The following is a 17,188-nucleotide window of genomic DNA, read 5'->3' on the forward strand; positions in this document are numbered from 1 at the left end:
AGATATAAAAAAGGTATTTGTACCATATACAGAAAGTGTGAGCCTACTTTATCTATATTCTACCGATAGGCTCTGGACTGCCCTTATAACAGATATAGAAAAACAGCCCACACCTTTGGGTTTATATGTTAAATACTCATATAACACACCAAAGGGAGACGTTTCTAAATTCCTGTTATAACGTGACGAATTGTCCAGATTCATCGGTAAGGAATAAAGCTAAACGCTTCCTAATATATGTCTGTTGCTATTTGCAACACAACAAAGTTAAGAAGTTTTGAATAAAAATCCTATTTTTTAATATTGTTTTTTTAGAAGGGTTTATTGAGAAGTTTTTGAAGATTCAATAAGGCAAGGATATTTTACGTTTTTACATTATAAACAATAACCTATAATGTTTTGTGAGGTTAATACTCTTTCCCTTTTGTATTTGATAGTTTTGATACAGAAACTTTATCTATTCTTGCTCCGTCCATATCAACTATTTCGAGTTTAAAAATATCCCATTCAAGTTTTTCTCCTGTAGTGGGTATATGCTCAAGTTTATCGAGTATAAGTCCTGCAAGGGTATTGTATGGGGCTTCATCATAAAGCTCCTCTTTCTCAAAGTGTGATAGAAAGTCGTAGAATGGTATCTGTCCGTCAATTAACCACTCCTCTTTTTCAGGGCGTTTTACTATTGATTGTTCATTGGGGTCTTCATCTATATTCCCAACTAATCCCTCCATTATGTCTCTAAGGGTTATTACTCCTGCCAATGCTCCAAATTCATCGCATACCATAAGTTCTGTTACGCACTTCTCTTTCATTGTTTCAAGTGCTTTATATACGCTTAAATTTTCAGGAATATATATTGGCTTTGATATTATATTGTCTAATTTAAAATCTTCGTTTATTAATTCAAGGGCTAATTCCTTGAATGTTACTATTCCTATTATTGAGTCTTCCTCTTCGGAGTATATTGGGTATGTATCAAAATCGTTCTCTTTTATAAGATCTATTATCTCATCGTGGCTCAAAGAGTTGCTTATAGAGACTACCTCGCTTCGGTGTGTCATTATTGATTCTACTTTGAGGTCGCCCAACATAAATACTCGCTCCATTATGTCCTCCTCAACCTCTTGTACCTCTCCATCGAGTCGTCCCTCTTTTACCATAGACATAATCTCCTCTTCTGTAACTTTGCTATTGTTCTCTTTTATTCCAATTAATGATACTATCAGAGATGTACTCTTTGACAATAGTTTTACAAACGGTGATGCCATCCTTGAGATTATATTCATGGGTTTTGCTATTGCAGTTGCCACTTTCTCAGGTTCATTCATCCCTATTCTTTTGGGTACTAACTCGCCTAATATAAGGGTAAAGTATGTTACTATTATTACTATAAGAGTCTGGGATATGGGTAGTGAATATTTTAATGGCAGTCCTACCTTTGATAGTAACATGGCAAGGTCGTCAGATAGTGTTGCTCCTGAGAATATACCTGTTAGTATGCTTATGGCTGTTATCCCTATCTGTATGGTTGATAAAAAACGGTCGGGGTCATCAAATAGTTTTAGTGCGGTTTTTGCTTTGCTATTTCCTTTATCTGCTTCTTTTAGCAGAAAGGTGCGTCGTGAAGATATTATTGCTATCTCCGACATTGACAATACTCCGTTCAGAAGTATTAGCATAAGGATGATTATTATCTCTGTCAAAATAATGATATTTAAGGCTCTTGCAAAGATATTATTTTTATGATTATTTTCAAATAGGAAAGATAAATAGTGATTATTATATGAGGCTTTTTGGGTACAAAAAAAGGGATGCTTTTTGCATCCCTTTCAGTTGTCTTACCAGGATTCGAACCTAGACAGGCAGAACCAAAAACTGCAGTGCTACCATTACACCATAAGACAATCCTTATTTGTTCGCAGGACTTTAACCTTGCGTAACGGGTGCAAAGATACTACTTTTTTTTAATAGTGCAAATGTTTTTTCAAAAAAATTTATTTTGCGATTATTAAAAAGTAGTTCTTTTTACCTCTTTGTGCTAATATATATTTGTCGTTTAATAGCGACTCTTCGCCTATTACTGCGTCAAATGCGGTTAGTTTCTCTTTGTTTATCATTACTCCTCCGCCTTGTACAGTTTTACGCATCTCGCCTTTTGAGGGGAATATGCTTGTTTTCTCTGCTAAAAGGTCAACTACTTTTATTCCCTCTTTTAGCTCCTCTTTGCTTATCTCAAATTGAGGTACTCCTTCAAATACGCTTAGTAGTGTTTCTTCATCAATTTTGCGTAGTGCCTCTGATGTTGCTCCTCCAAAGAGTATTTGTGATGCCTCTACTGCTGCTTCGTATGCCTCGCGTGAGTGTACCATTACTGTTACCTCTTCGGCTAATTTTTTTTGTAAGGGGCGTAGGTGTGGGGCTGCGTTTTGCTCTTCAACCAATTTTTCAATCTCCTCTTTTGTTAGCGAAGTGAATATCTTTATATATTTCTCGGCATCAGCATCGCCTACGTTTAACCAGAATTGGTAGAATTTATAAGGAGATGTGTAGCGTGGATCTAACCATACGTTACCTGATTCGGTTTTTCCGAATTTACCTCCGTCTGCTTTTGTTATCAGAGGGCATGTTAAGGCAAATGCTTCATCGCCATTCATACGGCGTATTAGTTCAGTTCCTGTGGTGATGTTTCCCCATTGGTCAGAGCCTCCCATTTGCAGTTTGCATCCTTTGGTTTTGTTTAGGAAGGTAAAGTCATATCCTTGTACCAATTGGTATGAGAACTCGGTAAACGATAGTCCTGATGTGCCCTCTCCTGCTAAACGGCGTTTAACAGAGTCTTTTGCCATCATATAGTTTACTGTTATGTGTTTTCCTACTTCACGAATGAAGTCGAGGAACGAGAACTCTTTCATCCAGTCGTAGTTGTTTACCAACTCGGCACTGTTTGGTGCGTCTGAATCAAAATCCAAGAATTTTGATAACTGTTTTTTTATTGCTTCTTGGTTGTGGCGTAGTGTTGCTTCATCTAACAGGTTGCGCTCCTGCGACTTCATTGAGGGGTCGCCTATCATTCCTGTTGCTCCTCCAATTAAAGCAAGGGGTTTGTGTCCTGCTCTTTGAAAGTGGCGAAGCATCATTACTCCTACAAGGTGTCCTATATGTAATGAGTCGGCTGTTGGGTCAATTCCTACGTATGCAACAGTCATCTCTTTTTGCAATTGCTCTTCAGTTCCGGGCATCATATCGTGTATCATACCTCTCCAACGAAGTTCTTCTACAAAGTTAAAGTTCATTTTCTATATTGTTTTTATTGTTAATCGTTATTTGAGGTTGCGAAGTTACATATTTTTCTCCTAACTATAAAGGTGTTGCCTAAATTATTGTTGTTATGTTTTGTTTAAATATGCTTTTGTATGTTTTTTCTACCTCTTTTTCTAACTCCCCTACGTCAATTCCACGAGTTTTGGCTATATTTTCGTATATCTTTTCAATTGGTAGTCTGCTCTCGTCGCTCTCAATTAATATTTTGTTTATTGGTATGTTTTTTATTGTTTCAGGGTTGTACTTCTCGCCTATCGATAATATTATTCCTGCATTAATAAGCATTGTTGCGGTTTGGGGTTTACCTCTGAAACCGTGTATTATCCATGTTTGTGTTGGGTGTATTTTGTTTTTGAGTTCTACTATCTCGTTGTAACTCTTTACGCAGTGTATTATCAGTGGTTTTTTTTCTACTTCGGAAATCTCTATTTGTGCTTTAAATAGTTTGATTTGTAACTCTATGGGTGTTTCACATAGTTTATCTATTCCGCACTCCCCTATTGCCAATATATTCTCTTTTTGTGCTATTGTTTTTACCTCCGCTATTGCTTGTTCATAGTTTTGAGGTATATACCAAGGGTGGATACCTATTGAGGATATGGTGTTGTTCTCTGTTGCGTTTTTATTTTGCAACTCCATATTATATATCCTCAAATGGCTTTCGTTTGACTCTTTGCCGGTGTGTGTATGTATGTCGATATACATCTATACTTTTTTTGTTTTTTTTATGGTACAGGGTCGTGTCCGCTTCCTCCCCATGGGTGGCATCGGCATATCCGTTTTACTGCCAACCATAATCCTTTGAATGGGCCATGCTTTTTTATTGCCTCTATGGCGTATTGTGAACAAGTAGGTGTGTATCGGCACGATGGAGGAAATAGTGGCGATATACAGGCTCTGTAAAAGTATATGGGTAGTAATAGTATGAAACTTATTATTCGCATAGTTACCTCTTAACTGGATAATGCTTAAAGTAAATATGTTATTACTCTTGCTCCTCCACCTCTTTTGCTTTTGTTGCTATCTTGTTTAAGAGGTCGCACATCTTTTTCTGGAGATATGAGAACTCCTCTTTTTTATCTCCTATATATAGGAACGCAATATCAAATCCTTTGTTTGCGGTCTGCTCTGCTAATAGTGCCTTGTTCAGGCGGTATGCTTCGCGAGTGCGACGACGGAGCAGATTTCTGTCTACTGCGTGTTTGAATTTTCTTTTTGGAATTGATACCATTATCACACTCTTATCCTCTCCGTTTGGGGTAAAGAGTGCGCGATAGGGGTACGATAATACTCCTTTGGCATTAGCAAAAAGGTTATCTATTCTTGTTTTGCCTCGTAACCTTTCGGATTGTGGTAATGAATATCTTTTTTCAGTTTTCATTGGTGCAAAGATACGAATAAGCGAGCAAAATATAAAGTTTACTTTAATATTTTACAGCGAGCGAGAGTATTTTTGATGTTTGCCTCAAAAAAATAACAAACGCACAAAACTTGTGCGTTTGTTATTGTGGGTATTTACTGAAATAATAAACTGTTATTTCTTTTTTGATGCTTTTGCTTGCTCTTTTAAGAAGTTCTCAATTGCCGCTGTTATTGATGGGAATTGAGGTGTTGGAGCTGATACATCTAAACGTAGCCCGGCATCAGTTACTGCTTTTGCCGTTGTCATTCCAAGTGTTCCAATCTTTATGTCACCTTGCTCAAAATTTGGGAAGTTCTTTAGTAGTGAGTTTATTCCCGCAGGACTGAAGAAGACTAACATATCGTAGTTAAACTCCTCCTCTGGTGTGAAGTCGTTACTTACTGTACGATACATTATTGTTTTTTTGTATTTGATACCTATCTTGTCTAATAGTGGGAATTCTCCATTGCTTACATCAGATATTGGTAATAGAAAGTTCTCTGTTTTGTGACGTGTTAGGTGTGCTTGTAATCCGTCAAGTTTTCCGGTCTCGCTGAAATTTACTTTACGTTTACGATATTGGATATACTTTTGTAGATAGTTTGCTATTTGCTCTGATGTACAAAAGTATTTCATAGTATCAGGTATTGTTACTCGCAACTCAGAACATAGTCTGAAGAAGTGATCGATTGCTGTACGTGCAGTAAATATTATTGCGGTGTACTCCTCGATATATACTTTTTGTTGGCGAAATTCTTTTGCTGATACTCCTTCTACTTTAATGAAGGGACGAAAAACTATATCAACTCCATATTTTTCGGCTATTGTAAAATATGGCGATTTTTCGTTGTCGGGACGTGGTTGTGATACAAGAATTTTCTTAATTTTTGACACGGTACGCTTTTTTTATAGTATTAGTAAAAGGTTTTTTATTGTTTGTCGGTTTCTGTATGTGGTTAAACATCAGATATTTAATGTCCATTTGTATATTATTGCAATAGGCATAATTTCGACGATGCAAAGGTACAAAATAATATTAAAACTTGTAGCAATGTTGTGTTTAAAAATTTTAATATTTCTAATAATAAATATTAATCTAATTCCCCAGACAATTACTAATGCTATGAAAATGAGAGAGTTGGTATGCCACGATGTTAGTATGTATAGTATAATTATTGGTGTAAAAATTATAGACGGTAGGGTGTAATAGGTTATATTGTCTTTTAAGAATTGTTTTGTTTCAAGTGGTGTGAAAAATATTTTTCCTACCAGCCATAATATTATCTGTTGTATTATTATGTATAGTGCAACTATCCCTCCTATTTTTACTATGGGCTGTACTGTTAGTTGGTGTTTATATATATTTTCAGATGATAGGTATAATATTGCTATCGCATATAATATTACACTTATTGTGCATAGTGTTATTCTGATTGTTAAATCTATTATTGTATGCCTTACCTCTTCTTTGCTCTCCTCTTTGTTGCTTGTTAGTGTTCTTAGTGATATTTTTTTTCTGCTTATTGCTACAAATATTACAAAGAGTGAGAATATTAGGAGTATTAAAAGGGAGTTGTTATAACTACTGTTGTGTTGTAGTGGTATGCCCTCAAATCCTTCTTCTGTTATGGTTATAGTATCTTTGACACTTACGAGATTTATGCTATTATTCCCCGTTGTGTCTTGAACTATTGTTTCTGCTGTTTGTGGATTATCTTCTATAACCATTTTTATATTGCGGCTATTTTACGGGCATCTTCTCGCCACCCTGTTGCCTCTTTTATGGCAGCTATTGCTTCTTCAGGTGTTGTTGCTACTTGCCATATTGTTTTATGCTCTTCTCGCATAAAATTCTCTTCTACGGCACGATTTAGTATCTCTATTAATGGATTGTAGTAGTTGTTTGTGTTAAGGATTATGATTGTCCCCGAAAAGAGTCCTAATTGTTTCCATGTTATTATCTCCATAAGTTCCTCAAATGTTCCACAACCGCCGGGCATTGCTATTACTGCATCGGATAGTTGTGCCATTTTTTCCTTGCGAGAGTGCATGGAGGGTGTTACTTCAAGGTGTGTTAAATCTTTGTTCCCCCATCCTTCTGCTATCATAAACTCGGGTATTACTCCTGTTATCTCTCCTTTGTAATCAATCACCCCTTGTGCTAAGGCTCCCATAAGACCTGTTTTACCTGCTCCAAATACGCAACGTATTTTGCTCTCGGCTAATATCTTGCCAAGAGTATATGCTGCATCAAGGTATTTTTTGTCGGCTTTTGAACTTGATGCACAATATACGCATACCGTCTTTGGGGGTGTCATATTCTTCTTCTCTTTTACACGTTAAAGCGGAAGTGCATTATATCGCCATCTTGTACTATATACTCTTTGCCTTCGATGCTTATCTTTCCTGCTTCACGACATGCTGCTTCAGATCCGTATTTTATATAGTCTTCGTATTTTATAACTTCGGCACGAATGAATCCTTTTTCAAAGTCGGTGTGTATTACTCCTGCACATTGTGGTGCTTTGCTTCCTTTGCGGTAGGTCCATGCTCTTACTTCCGGCTCTCCTGCTGTTATATATGTTTCAAGGTCTAATAGGCGGTATGCTGATTGTATTAGTCGTGCCATTCCCGACTCTTTTAGTCCTATCTCCTCGAGGAACATTTGTCGCTCTTCGTATGTGTCAAACTCTGCAATCTCTGATTCTATCTTTGCTGACACGATTAGTAGTTCAGCATTCTCCTCTTTTATTGCCTCTTTTACTGCATCTACATATTTGTTTCCGTTTGCTGCTGATGCTTCATCTACGTTACATACATAGAGTACGGGTTTTGAGGTGAGAAGGAATAGTTCTCGTGCTACTTTTTGTTCATCTTTTGTTTCAAATGTAACGCTTCGTGCAGGTTTTCCTTGCTCTAAGGCTGCTTTGTATGCCATGAGTACATCGCACGCAAGTTTTGCGTTTTTGTCGCCTCCTGTTTGTGCCTGTTTTTGTACTTTTGAAAGGCGTGTCTCTACGGTCTCCAAGTCGCGTATTTGTAATTCGTAGTCTATTATCTCTTTGTCACGAACCGGGTCTATTGTTCCGTCAACGTGTGTGATGTTTTCATCATCAAAGCAGCGTAATACGTGTAATATGGCATCGGTTTCGCGTATGTTTGCAAGGAACTTGTTTCCTAATCCTTCGCCTTTGCTTGCTCCTTTTACCAATCCTGCAATATCTACTATCTCAACAGTTGTTGGTACTATGCGTTGTGGTTTTACTATTTCGGCTAGTTTGTTTAGTCTCTCATCGGGTACTGTTATTACTCCTACGTTTGGTTCTATTGTACAGAAAGGGAAGTTTGCTGCTTGTGCTTTTGCATTTGATAAGCAGTTGAAAAGGGTTGATTTTCCTACGTTGGGTAATCCAACTATTCCGCATTGTAATGCCATATCTATCTTTTGTTATTGTGTGTTTATTAATCTTGTTATGGTTTTGCGAGTGTAATATAAAATAAGTATCTCTGCAAGATTTTATTTTTTTGCAAAGATACTTATTTTAAATGAATTTATGTACATCCTTATGGTTTTGTTATAATCTCCATTCCGCCCATATATGGTACTAACGCTTTTGGTATGCGTATTCCTTCGGGTGTTTGGTTGTTTTCTAACAATGCTGCTACTATACGTGGTAGGGCTAATGCACTTCCGTTAAGGGTGTGTACGAGTTGTGTTTTCTTTTCGGCTGAGCGATAACGACATTTTAGTCGGTTTGATTGGTAACTTTCAAAGTTTGATACTGATGATACCTCTAACCAGCGTTTTTGTGCTGCTGAATATACTTCAAAGTCGTATGTTAGTGCCGATGTGAAACTCATATCTCCTCCGCATAGACGTAGTATGTGCCATGGTAACTCTAATTTGTCAACAAGGGTTTGTACGTATGATACCATCTCATCGAGTGCTGCGTATGAGTTTTCGGGTTTTTCAATACGAACAATCTCTACTTTGTCAAATTGGTGTAGGCGGTTTAATCCTCTAACGTCTTTTCCGTATGAACCTGCTTCGCGGCGGAAACATGCTGAGTATGCTGTGTTTTTGCATGGCAGATCTTTCTCATCAAGTATTACATCGCGATAGATGTTTGTTACTGGTACTTCGGCTGTTGGTATTAGGTATAGGTCATCTTCGTTACAGTGGTACATTTGTCCCTCTTTGTCGGGTAATTGTCCTGTTCCGTATCCCGATGCTGCATTTACTACGTATGGGGGTTGTACCTCAAGGTATCCTGCTTCACGTGCGTTGTCAAGGAAGAAGTTTATCAATGCTCTTTGTAGTCTTGCTCCATTGCCTTTATATACGGGGAAACCTGCTCCTGAGATTTTTACTCCTAACTCAAAGTCTATCAGGTCATATATTTTTGCTAACTCCCAGTGTGGTAGTGCGTCCTCTGATAGGTTGGGCATCTCTCCTCCCTCTTTTACTACAAGGTTGTCCTCTGCTGTTTTTCCATCGGGGACTAGATCGCATGGGGTGTTAGGGATTGTGAGAAGAATCTCGGTAATCTCTTTTTCGGCATTTGTCATTGCTTCATCTAATTTTGAGGTCTTCTCTTTTAGTGATGCTACTTCTTGTTTTACCTCTTCTGCTTTCTCTTTTTCTCCGTTCTTCATCAACATTCCTATCTGTGATGATAGGGTTTTGATTTGTGATAATGCAGAGTCTAATTCGGCTTGTGTGGTTCTGCGAACTTTATCTGTCTCTATGATTTTCTCTATTAACTCTTTAGCATCAAAATGCTTGCGAGCCAATCGGCGTATTATATCGTCGGGATTCTCTTTTATTGCTGCAAGTGTTAACATCTTATTCTTTTTTTATTTTGATAATAATTCTTTTACTTTTGCTGATATTGCTTTTCCTTCAACTTTTCCTGCCAACTCTTTTGTGGCTACTCCCATTACCATTCCCATTTGTTGTGGTGAGGTTGCTCCTACTCGTTCAATGATGGCTTTTAATGCCTCTTCAAGTTCTTGGGGAGTTAACTGTTTGGGTAGATACTCTTCTATGATTTTTGCTTCGGCAAGATTTAAATCTGCTAAATCCTGACGGTTGTTGGATGTAAAGATTTCAGCTACCTCTTTGCGTTGTTTTACTAACTTTACAAGAATTTTCATAGCAGTGTCGTCACTTAACTCTCCATCTGCTCCTTTTGCTGTTTTTGCTTCAATAAACTCTTTTTTTATTGCTCGCAAAGTGTCGAGGCGTACTTGGTCTTTTGCCTTCATTGCCTCTTTTATGCCTTCGCTTATTTTATCGAACATATTCATCTTTCTAAAAGATTATAGGTTTTTCAGTACTATTTTTTTGTTGTTTTGTTTCAGTTGTAGGCTCTATTCCTCTTACTTGTTGTTTGAAGTTCTTTGGACGTGAGTATGCCGGTGTGTTCATTACTTTTTCAATAAGTGCATCATCGTCCATTTCATCTATTGAGAATTGTACGTATGTGCTTCTTATGTTTTCCCAGAATATTTTGTCCTCTGCCGATGTTCCATAGACATCTATTATTATGTCGTCGTTAGTTGCTATGGTTGTCTGCGTAGTTGGTTGTTTGGCATCTGGTAATGAGGGTACTGTTGTGTCAATATTAAATCCTGTTGCCAATAGGGTTACTTTAACCTTATCTCCAAGTGATTCATCAACAGTAAATCCCCATATCACATCTACGCCGTCGCTTTTGAAACGTTCCATAAATGTCTTTATCTCTGTTGCTTCAGACATTGATACTTGTGATGAGAGGTATAGGTTGAATAATACTTTCTTGGCATTATTTACATCGCCCTCTTTTAGCAATGGTGATCTTAGAGCATCCTCAAAGGCGTTTGTTATACGATTTTCTCCTTCTCCTATACCTGTACTCATAATTGCTACTCCTCCATCTTTAAGGGTATTGCGAACATCTTTAAAGTCCACATTTATGGTTCCTGTGATAGTGATTATTTCAGCAACACTCTTTGCTGCATTTGTTAGGGTGTCATCTGCCTTTTCAAATGCGTTTATAAAGTTTAGGTCGGGGTATATCTCTGTCAGGCGTTCATTGTTGATGATTAGTAGTGCATCAACATTTTTACGCATCTCTTTTACTCCCTCCCACGCTTGAATAATTTTTTTGCGTAGCTCAAATAGGAATGGTATTGTTACGATTCCTATTGTAAGTATTCCCTTCTCTCGGGCTACACGTGCTACAACAGGTGCTGCTCCTGTTCCTGTTCCTCCTCCCATTCCTGCAGTGATGAATACCATTTCGGTATTGCTGTCAAATATTGTGGCTATTTGCTCAAGGCTCTCTTCTGCTATGCGACGTCCCTCTTCAGGATCGCCTCCTGCTCCAAGCCCTTTTCCTATTTGTACTTTTGTGGGTATGTCGGAGTCTTCCATTGCTTGACGGTCGGTGTTACATAGTACAAAATCTACATTTTTAATTCCTGTTTTGTACATGTGTTTTACTGCATTTCCTCCACCTCCTCCAACTCCAATAACTTTTATTATTGGTGCATTGATATTTGATGGCTCTGAAAATGGATCTATATTTGCAATCTCTGTTTCTGAGAATATTTTGTTTTCTTCCATAATCTCTCTCTTTTATTATTTGATGGATTCGTTTTTATCTTCCTCCATTATGTTTTCAACTGTATTTCTTATTTTATCAAACAGACTTGTTTTTGCCTGTTTTTCTTCTTTTTGGGGTTTTGAGGGTTTCTCTTTTTCTACCTCTTTTTTTACTTTAGGTGTCTCCTCTTTTTGAGATTTCTCTGTTTTCTCTATCTTTAATCTGTTCCACCAACTGGTTTTTTCTTTCTTTGTTGAGGATTTATCTATTGATTCTCCTGCTATCAATAACATTCCCATTGCTTGTGAGAACATGGGGATTTGAATATCTACGTTTTGTTCTAATATTATTCTTCCGGATATTGAACCGCAATGCACATCTAATCCGGTTTCTTTACGAAGTAGTTCGGGTAGATCTTTTAGTTGAGATGCTCCTCCTGTTATTATTATTCCTCCCTTTATTGCTGATTTGTATCCCGATTCTTGTATTTGATATACTATATTTGATACTATCTCCTCAACTCGGGCAACTGATACTCTTATTAGGTCAATGGGTTTTATTGGTCCATTGCTTTGAGCATCAAGTGTTATATTGCTATAGTTGTTGCTATTGTTAAGTATTGCTCCTCCTATAGATATTTTATATTGTTCGGCTGTTTCACTTACAAGTCCTAATGACATTATATCCATTGTTATGTTTTTTCCTCCCAATGGTATTGTTGATATTTGTCGTAAGTAACCGTTTGTGTATATTGAAACTTCAGTAATTCCTCCTCCAAGGTTTACCAATGCACAGCCTTTTATTTTATCTTCTTTTGTTAGTATTGCTTCAGCATCTGCTTTTGATGATAGTATTAAATCAATAATAGGTATGCCTACTTTGTCAAATACGGTTGATATGTTTTTTGAAATTATTTGACGTGCTACTACAAGTTGCATATCCAACTGTATCTTTTTTGCTTCCATCCCAAGCGGATTTGATACCATTGTATCGTTGATGTATGTTTCGTTTGCTATTACATCTACAATTTCACTTGCCGAGATTGGTATATTGCGTCCCTCTTTATTGAGTTCTTCAAGTAGTGAACTGGTTATTTTTGTTCCATCAGGCAGGTGACGCGATACATTATTTTTTACTGTGCGTAGCGATTGTCCTCCTATTCCTACATATACGCCTTGAATTTTAGTTGATAGTTTTTCTTCTAATTTTGTTATTAAATCGCGTACTTTAGAGGCACATACATCTATGTTCACTATTGATCCTCGGCGTATGGCTCCCTCCGATGTTACCTTTTCGGTTGCAACAACTTTTATTTTATTTCCCTCTTTGATTCCTGCTAATCCTACTATGTTTGATGAGCCTAAATCAATTGTTACAATTAGATTTGAGATATCCATATTATTTATTTTTTGTGCAGATTATTTTTCCGTTATAGCGTAAGTTTATTTTATTGTAATAGTTCCACCCTACTGTGTTAAACACTTTAGTGTAGAGCAAGTCTAATGATTTAAATTTTTCTTCAAAGTTACTTATTTTCCCGTAAAGAATCAATTGATTTCCAACTCTTGGTATTAATTCAATTTCATCTTTTTCGTTTACTATAATTTGTTCTATCTGGTTATACCATTTTGTACCCTCAATGTATTCAACAAAGTTAAATAATTCGTTTTGTGCAATTTCTTCTTTTATATCACCAGTTGCTATGGGTACGTGTACTATAATTTTATCTGATAGAGGAAGTTTTTTGCCGTCTCTATCAATATAGTATGATGTTGTGGGTGTTATTACTCTAAATTTTGGTATGCGTTGTTTTACCTCTATTATTATCTCTCCTTGTGATGTTTTATAACATTCGTTGTTTTTTATTATAGGATTTTCTTGAATGGTATTTTCTAAACTTGCTAAGTTTATTTCATTTAAATTTTCTCCTATATATGCTAATTTATTGTCTGAGACTATTTTGAGAATGTCATCTTCGGAAAGGTACTGCTCTTCTTTTGGATTAAGTAATACTACTTTGATGTTTTTGCATACCTCTTCGGCATATTTATATTGTGCATATATACTTGTGACAATAAAATATGTTGGGATAAGCAAAAGTAATATAAATTTTATAACTCTCCAAATCATAGTTTTTCTATTATCTCTTTTATTTCAGGTAGATAGATGTCAATGTTGCCTGCTCCCATTGTCATGAGAACTTCAAATTTACCTACTTTTATTTTCTCTATCAAATTTTCTTTTAAAGTTATCTCTTTTTCTTTGCATGTTAATTGCTTGAGTATTATCTCAGAACTTACGCCCTCTATCGGCTCTTCTCTTGCCGGATATATGGGTAATAGTATTACTCGGTCGGCAAGAGATAGTGCTTTTGCAAATTGTGGCGCAAAATCGCGTGTCCTACTGTATAGGTGCGGGTAAAAGATAACTGTTAGGTGTTTATCGGGGTATAACTCTTTTACCGATGATATTGATGCTGCAACCTCATCGGGATGGTGTGCATAATCATCAAGTAGAACTTTATCGGGTGTTTTTAACCAAAAATCGAAACGGCGTTCGGGACCTTTGTATGTTGCTATTGCCTCTTTTATTTCCTCCTCTGTTGCTCCGTTCATCATAGCTATTGCCATTGCGGCAATTGCATTATCGATGTTTATTTTTACGGGTACTCCCAATTTTATATCTTTTATTATCTTCTCGGGGGTTGCAAAATCAAATATTATCTCTCCTCCGCCTATGCGTATGTTTTGGGCGTGGTAGTCGCCCTCTTCACGCCCAAAAGTATATAGTTTTACTCCCTCCTTAATTCGTGGTTTGAGGGTTATTCCTTTTTTTATTAGGAGCACTCCTTTGGGATTGATTAACTCGGTAAATGTTGCAAAACTTTCAAGGTATGCTTCTTCTGTTCCGTATATATCAAGGTGGTCGGGGTCTGAGGCTGTTACTACTGCCATATAGGGTGATAGTTGATGAAACGAACGGTCATATTCATCTGCCTCTATTACTGTTAAATCACTTTTGTCTGAGAGGATAAGATTGCTGTTGTAGTTTTTTAGTATTCCTCCCAAGAATGCGTTACATCCTATTTTTGATGTTGCCAATATGTGTGCCAGCATTGAGCTTGTGGTGGTCTTCCCGTGTGTTCCTGCAATGCATAGTCCTTTGCTATTACGGGTTATCATTCCTAATATCTTTGCTCTTTTGGCAATTTCAAAGTTGTTTGCTTTGAAATATTCAAATCCTTTGTGGTTTGCAGGTATTGCCGGGGTATATACTACAAGTGTATCTTTGGGATCTCTGCAATATGAAGGTATTAGTTCTATATCTTCGTTGTACTCAATTTCGGCTCCTTCTTTGGATAGTGAATTGGTTATGTGTGTTTGTGTGCGGTCGTAGCCTGCTACTCTATACCCTTTTGATATAAAGTATCTTGCTAAGGCACTCATTCCTATTCCGCCTATTCCTAAAAAGTATATAGATTTTTTCTCCTCCATTATTTTTTATTATTTGCAATGTTTATTACTATTTCTGCTATTCTGTTTGCAGAGTCTTCTTCTGCGAGTGTTTTTATATTGGTTGACATATTTTTTAGTCGTATGTCATCTTCTACTAACTTGAATGCTTGATTCATTAGTGAGTTTATGGCTTCTGAATCGGGTATCAATATTGCTGCATCTTTCTCTGCAAGGGCCATTGCATTTTTTGTTTGATGGTCTTCTGCTACGTTTGGTGATGGCACCAATATTGCAGGTTTTCCTAAAAGACATAGTTCCGATATTGATGATGCTCCTGCTCTTGATATTACTAAGTCTGCAACGGCGTATGCTAAATCCATACGTGTTATGAAGGCACTCTGTTTTACGGCTACTTCTCCAACTCTTTTTATGGCTTCGCTTGCCTCTTTGTCGTAGAATTTACCCGATTGCCATATTATTTGTATCCCTTCAGGTATATCCTTAAGTGAATCTGCAATACTTTGGTTAATAGTTCTTGCGCCTAAACTTCCTCCTATCGCAAGTATTGTTTTTTTATTTTTGTCGAGGCCGAAATATTCTATTGCCTCGTCACGCGATACGTTTTGTGTTAGATTTTTACGAACGGGATTTCCGGTTATTATAATATTCTCTTCTGGAAAGAATCTCTCCATTCCTTCGTATGCTACGCATATTGCCTTAGCCTTTTTTGCCAACAATTTATTTGTAACTCCTGCATAAGAGTTTTGTTCTTGTATTACTGTTGGTATTCCCATACTTGCTGCACTCCATAGTGTTGGTCCACTTGCGTAACCTCCTACTCCTACTGCTACATCGGGAGAGAACTCTTTTATTATCTTTTTTGCGAGTTTCAAACTTTTAAATAGTTGTGCTATTACTTTGAAGTTCTTAAAAAGATTTGTTCTGCTCAATCCGCTGATAGGTATTCCTATAATTTTATATCCTGCTGAGGGTACTTTCTCCATCTCCATTCTTCCTTCTGCTCCTACGAAAAGTATTTCTGCATCTGGAAGTTTGTTTTTTATTGCGTCGGCTATTGATATTGCAGGGAAAATGTGTCCTCCTGTTCCTCCTCCGCTAACTATTATTTTAAGATTCTCTTTCATAGTTTTCTTCAAGATTTGGGTTTGTCTCCTCTATATTATTTTCTGTTTTTTTATCATTGGTATTATTTAGTCCTAATGCTGTGTGACTAATGTTTAGCATTATTCCAAAATATACTCCTGTGAATACTGCCGATGATCCTCCATTACTGATTAGCGGTAATGGTTGTCCTGTTACTGGCCCTACGCCTGTTGCTACCATCATATTTAGTAATGCTTGGAATACAAGTCCTAATGCAAGTCCCATCATTAAGAATGCAGGGAATGCGTGAGTACATTTCCGCGTTATATAGTATGTCCTAAATAGTAGTGACAGGTACAGTCCCATAACAACTAATCCTCCTAATATACCATACTCTTCTAATACTATGGCAAAGATGAAATCAGAATCTGCGTGAGGAAGGGTATTTCGTTCAATACTATTACCAGGGCCTAACCCTATTCCTTTTCCATTAGCAATTGCCATATATGAGTGATGCGATTGATAGTATTTTTTATCTTCGGTATCCTTTTCATATTCTGGAATATCATTTTCTGAGAAGAATCCTGCTATTCTTGAGTTCCATAGGTTTGCCCTATGAACAACCTTCATAAATACATTCTCTTTATCAGGATATTTGGTATCAAGTATATGAGCAGTGAAAAGTATTGAACCTATAAATAGTCCTGCAAACAATATCATGACACCAAGCTTTTTTATACTTACTCCTGCTATAACCATCATACAGTATGCTATTAAAACTATCAATCCTGCGGTTGATAGGTTCTCAGTGAATATTAATAGGCATGGTATTACTATAACTAAAATAACCTTCTTTAAAGCATTGTTTGATACTCCTTTTTCGGTTTGCCCTTTTGCTAAGTAATATGCGGTAGTTATTATAACTCCTAATTTAGCAATCTCGGAAGGTTGTATGCTGATTCCAACATTAATCCATCGTGCGGCATCATTTACTTTTCCTGCAAATAGAAGTGTGTATATTAGCAGACCACAAGCGGTTATAAATATTGGTATTGCCAATACTCTATACACCTTGTAAGGTACATACGAGAGTGTAATAGCAACAACTAAACTTATTACTAAATGGGAGCAATGTGATAATATGGGGTCATATAGATTATCTGATGAGTATGTTTCGGTCTCTATTGCACTAAACATTATTATGATTGATGCTATGCAGAGACCAAAGAATGCTCCCCATATATAATTGTCTCCTCTTAAAAAGAATTTTTTGTTTTCCATAACTATATCTCTTTTACACATTTTTTAAATTGTTCTCC

18 protein-coding genes are annotated in these 17,188 nt (G+C 36.8%); 1 reads left to right on the plus strand and 17 read right to left on the minus strand.

Features of this window, described 5'->3' with window-relative positions:
• Nucleotides 1-181, plus strand: a 181-nt coding sequence (locus IKK64_05330; protein ID MBR4119485.1) for a hypothetical protein, incomplete at its 5' end; no start/stop codon positions are given.
• A gap of 226 nt (nt 182-407) precedes the next feature.
• Here IKK64_05330 and IKK64_05335 read toward each other — a convergent pair.
• The 17 genes from IKK64_05335 to IKK64_05415 form a co-directional block, all read right to left on the minus strand.
• A complete protein-coding gene (locus IKK64_05335; GenBank protein ID MBR4119486.1) occupies nt 408-1,676 on the minus strand; it encodes an HlyC/CorC family transporter in 1,269 nt (422 codons plus the stop codon).
• A 315-nt stretch (nt 1,677-1,991) separates the two neighbouring features.
• Nucleotides 1,992-3,290 (minus strand): tyrosine--tRNA ligase, encoded by a 1,299-nt coding sequence (locus IKK64_05340; GenBank protein MBR4119487.1) that lies wholly within the window; start codon nt 3,288-3,290, stop codon nt 1,992-1,994.
• Between the two features lie 79 nt (nt 3,291-3,369).
• Nucleotides 3,370-4,023, minus strand: a complete 654-nt coding sequence (locus IKK64_05345) for a TatD family hydrolase (protein MBR4119488.1) — start codon at nt 4,021-4,023, stop codon at nt 3,370-3,372.
• A gap of 20 nt (nt 4,024-4,043) precedes the next feature.
• On the minus strand, nt 4,044-4,262 hold the full coding sequence (yidD, locus tag IKK64_05350) for a membrane protein insertion efficiency factor YidD (GenBank protein MBR4119489.1): 219 nt from the start codon (nt 4,260-4,262) through the stop codon (nt 4,044-4,046).
• 41 nt (nt 4,263-4,303) lie between these two features.
• Nucleotides 4,304-4,699: a ribonuclease P protein component gene (locus IKK64_05355; GenBank protein MBR4119490.1), complete on the minus strand. Its 396-nt coding sequence runs from the start codon at nt 4,697-4,699 to the stop codon at nt 4,304-4,306.
• Nucleotides 4,700-4,852: 153 nt separating this feature from the next.
• Nucleotides 4,853-5,614, minus strand: a complete 762-nt coding sequence (locus IKK64_05360) for a uroporphyrinogen-III synthase (protein MBR4119491.1) — start codon at nt 5,612-5,614, stop codon at nt 4,853-4,855.
• Nucleotides 5,615-5,683: 69 nt separating this feature from the next.
• Nucleotides 5,684-6,448, minus strand: a complete 765-nt coding sequence (locus IKK64_05365) for a DUF4271 domain-containing protein (GenBank protein MBR4119492.1) — start codon at nt 6,446-6,448, stop codon at nt 5,684-5,686.
• Between the two features lie 2 nt (nt 6,449-6,450).
• Nucleotides 6,451-7,038 carry a TIGR00730 family Rossman fold protein gene (locus tag IKK64_05370; GenBank protein MBR4119493.1) on the minus strand — a complete coding sequence of 196 codons (588 nt, stop codon included), beginning with the start codon at nt 7,036-7,038 and terminating at the stop codon, nt 6,451-6,453.
• Between the two features lie 14 nt (nt 7,039-7,052).
• The gene (gene ychF / locus IKK64_05375; protein MBR4119494.1) at nt 7,053-8,156 is read right to left on the minus strand and encodes a redox-regulated ATPase YchF; all 1,104 of its coding nucleotides are present in this window, start codon (nt 8,154-8,156) and stop codon (nt 7,053-7,055) included.
• Nucleotides 8,157-8,284: 128 nt separating this feature from the next.
• A complete protein-coding gene (gene serS, locus IKK64_05380) occupies nt 8,285-9,565 on the minus strand; it encodes a serine--tRNA ligase (protein ID MBR4119495.1) in 1,281 nt (426 codons plus the stop codon).
• 12 nt (nt 9,566-9,577) lie between these two features.
• Nucleotides 9,578-10,030 (minus strand): GatB/YqeY domain-containing protein, encoded by a 453-nt coding sequence (locus tag IKK64_05385; protein ID MBR4119496.1) that lies wholly within the window; start codon nt 10,028-10,030, stop codon nt 9,578-9,580.
• Nucleotides 10,031-10,034: 4 nt separating this feature from the next.
• The gene (ftsZ, locus tag IKK64_05390) at nt 10,035-11,330 is read right to left on the minus strand and encodes a cell division protein FtsZ (protein ID MBR4119497.1); all 1,296 of its coding nucleotides are present in this window, start codon (nt 11,328-11,330) and stop codon (nt 10,035-10,037) included.
• Nucleotides 11,331-11,345: 15 nt separating this feature from the next.
• Nucleotides 11,346-12,707 (minus strand): cell division protein FtsA, encoded by a 1,362-nt coding sequence (gene ftsA, locus IKK64_05395; protein MBR4119498.1) that lies wholly within the window; start codon nt 12,705-12,707, stop codon nt 11,346-11,348.
• 1 nt (nt 12,708) lies between these two features.
• Nucleotides 12,709-13,440 (minus strand): hypothetical protein, encoded by a 732-nt coding sequence (locus tag IKK64_05400; protein ID MBR4119499.1) that lies wholly within the window; start codon nt 13,438-13,440, stop codon nt 12,709-12,711.
• A complete protein-coding gene (locus IKK64_05405; protein MBR4119500.1) occupies nt 13,437-14,804 on the minus strand; it encodes a UDP-N-acetylmuramate--L-alanine ligase in 1,368 nt (455 codons plus the stop codon). The genes IKK64_05400 and IKK64_05405 overlap by 4 nt, the downstream gene beginning before the upstream one ends.
• The gene (murG, locus tag IKK64_05410; protein MBR4119501.1) at nt 14,804-15,910 is read right to left on the minus strand and encodes an undecaprenyldiphospho-muramoylpentapeptide beta-N-acetylglucosaminyltransferase; all 1,107 of its coding nucleotides are present in this window, start codon (nt 15,908-15,910) and stop codon (nt 14,804-14,806) included. The genes IKK64_05405 and murG overlap by 1 nt, the downstream gene beginning before the upstream one ends.
• Nucleotides 15,894-17,150, minus strand: a complete 1,257-nt coding sequence (locus tag IKK64_05415) for an FtsW/RodA/SpoVE family cell cycle protein (GenBank protein MBR4119502.1) — start codon at nt 17,148-17,150, stop codon at nt 15,894-15,896. Before IKK64_05415 ends, murG begins: the two co-directional genes overlap by 17 nt.
• Between the last annotated feature and the right edge of the window lie 38 nt (nt 17,151-17,188).

Source organism: Bacteroidales bacterium, assembly GCA_017521245.1.
Lineage (GTDB): Bacteria > Bacteroidota > Bacteroidia > Bacteroidales > G3-4614 > Caccoplasma_A.

Coding starts and splice junctions, on each gene's coding strand:
- IKK64_05365 (MBR4119492.1), bottom strand. CDS start 6,448: ATGGTTATAGAAGATAATCCACAAACAGCAGAAACAATAGTTCAAGAC.
- ftsA (MBR4119498.1), bottom strand. CDS start 12,707: ATGGATATCTCAAATCTAATTGTAACAATTGATTTAGGCTCATCAAAC.
- IKK64_05345 (MBR4119488.1), bottom strand. CDS start 4,023: ATGTATATCGACATACATACACACACCGGCAAAGAGTCAAACGAAAGC.
- yidD (MBR4119489.1), bottom strand. CDS start 4,262: ATGCGAATAATAAGTTTCATACTATTACTACCCATATACTTTTACAGA.
- IKK64_05355 (MBR4119490.1), bottom strand. CDS start 4,699: ATGAAAACTGAAAAAAGATATTCATTACCACAATCCGAAAGGTTACGA.
- serS (MBR4119495.1), bottom strand. CDS start 9,565: ATGTTAACACTTGCAGCAATAAAAGAGAATCCCGACGATATAATACGC.
- murG (MBR4119501.1), bottom strand. CDS start 15,910: ATGAAAGAGAATCTTAAAATAATAGTTAGCGGAGGAGGAACAGGAGGA.
- IKK64_05335 (MBR4119486.1), bottom strand. CDS start 1,676: ATGCTAATACTTCTGAACGGAGTATTGTCAATGTCGGAGATAGCAATA.
- IKK64_05340 (MBR4119487.1), bottom strand. CDS start 3,290: ATGAACTTTAACTTTGTAGAAGAACTTCGTTGGAGAGGTATGATACAC.
- IKK64_05405 (MBR4119500.1), bottom strand. CDS start 14,804: ATGGAGGAGAAAAAATCTATATACTTTTTAGGAATAGGCGGAATAGGA.
- IKK64_05400 (MBR4119499.1), bottom strand. CDS start 13,440: ATGATTTGGAGAGTTATAAAATTTATATTACTTTTGCTTATCCCAACA.
- IKK64_05370 (MBR4119493.1), bottom strand. CDS start 7,038: ATGACACCCCCAAAGACGGTATGCGTATATTGTGCATCAAGTTCAAAA.
- ychF (MBR4119494.1), bottom strand. CDS start 8,156: ATGGCATTACAATGCGGAATAGTTGGATTACCCAACGTAGGAAAATCA.
- IKK64_05385 (MBR4119496.1), bottom strand. CDS start 10,030: ATGAATATGTTCGATAAAATAAGCGAAGGCATAAAAGAGGCAATGAAG.
- ftsZ (MBR4119497.1), bottom strand. CDS start 11,330: ATGGAAGAAAACAAAATATTCTCAGAAACAGAGATTGCAAATATAGAT.
- IKK64_05415 (MBR4119502.1), bottom strand. CDS start 17,150: ATGGAAAACAAAAAATTCTTTTTAAGAGGAGACAATTATATATGGGGA.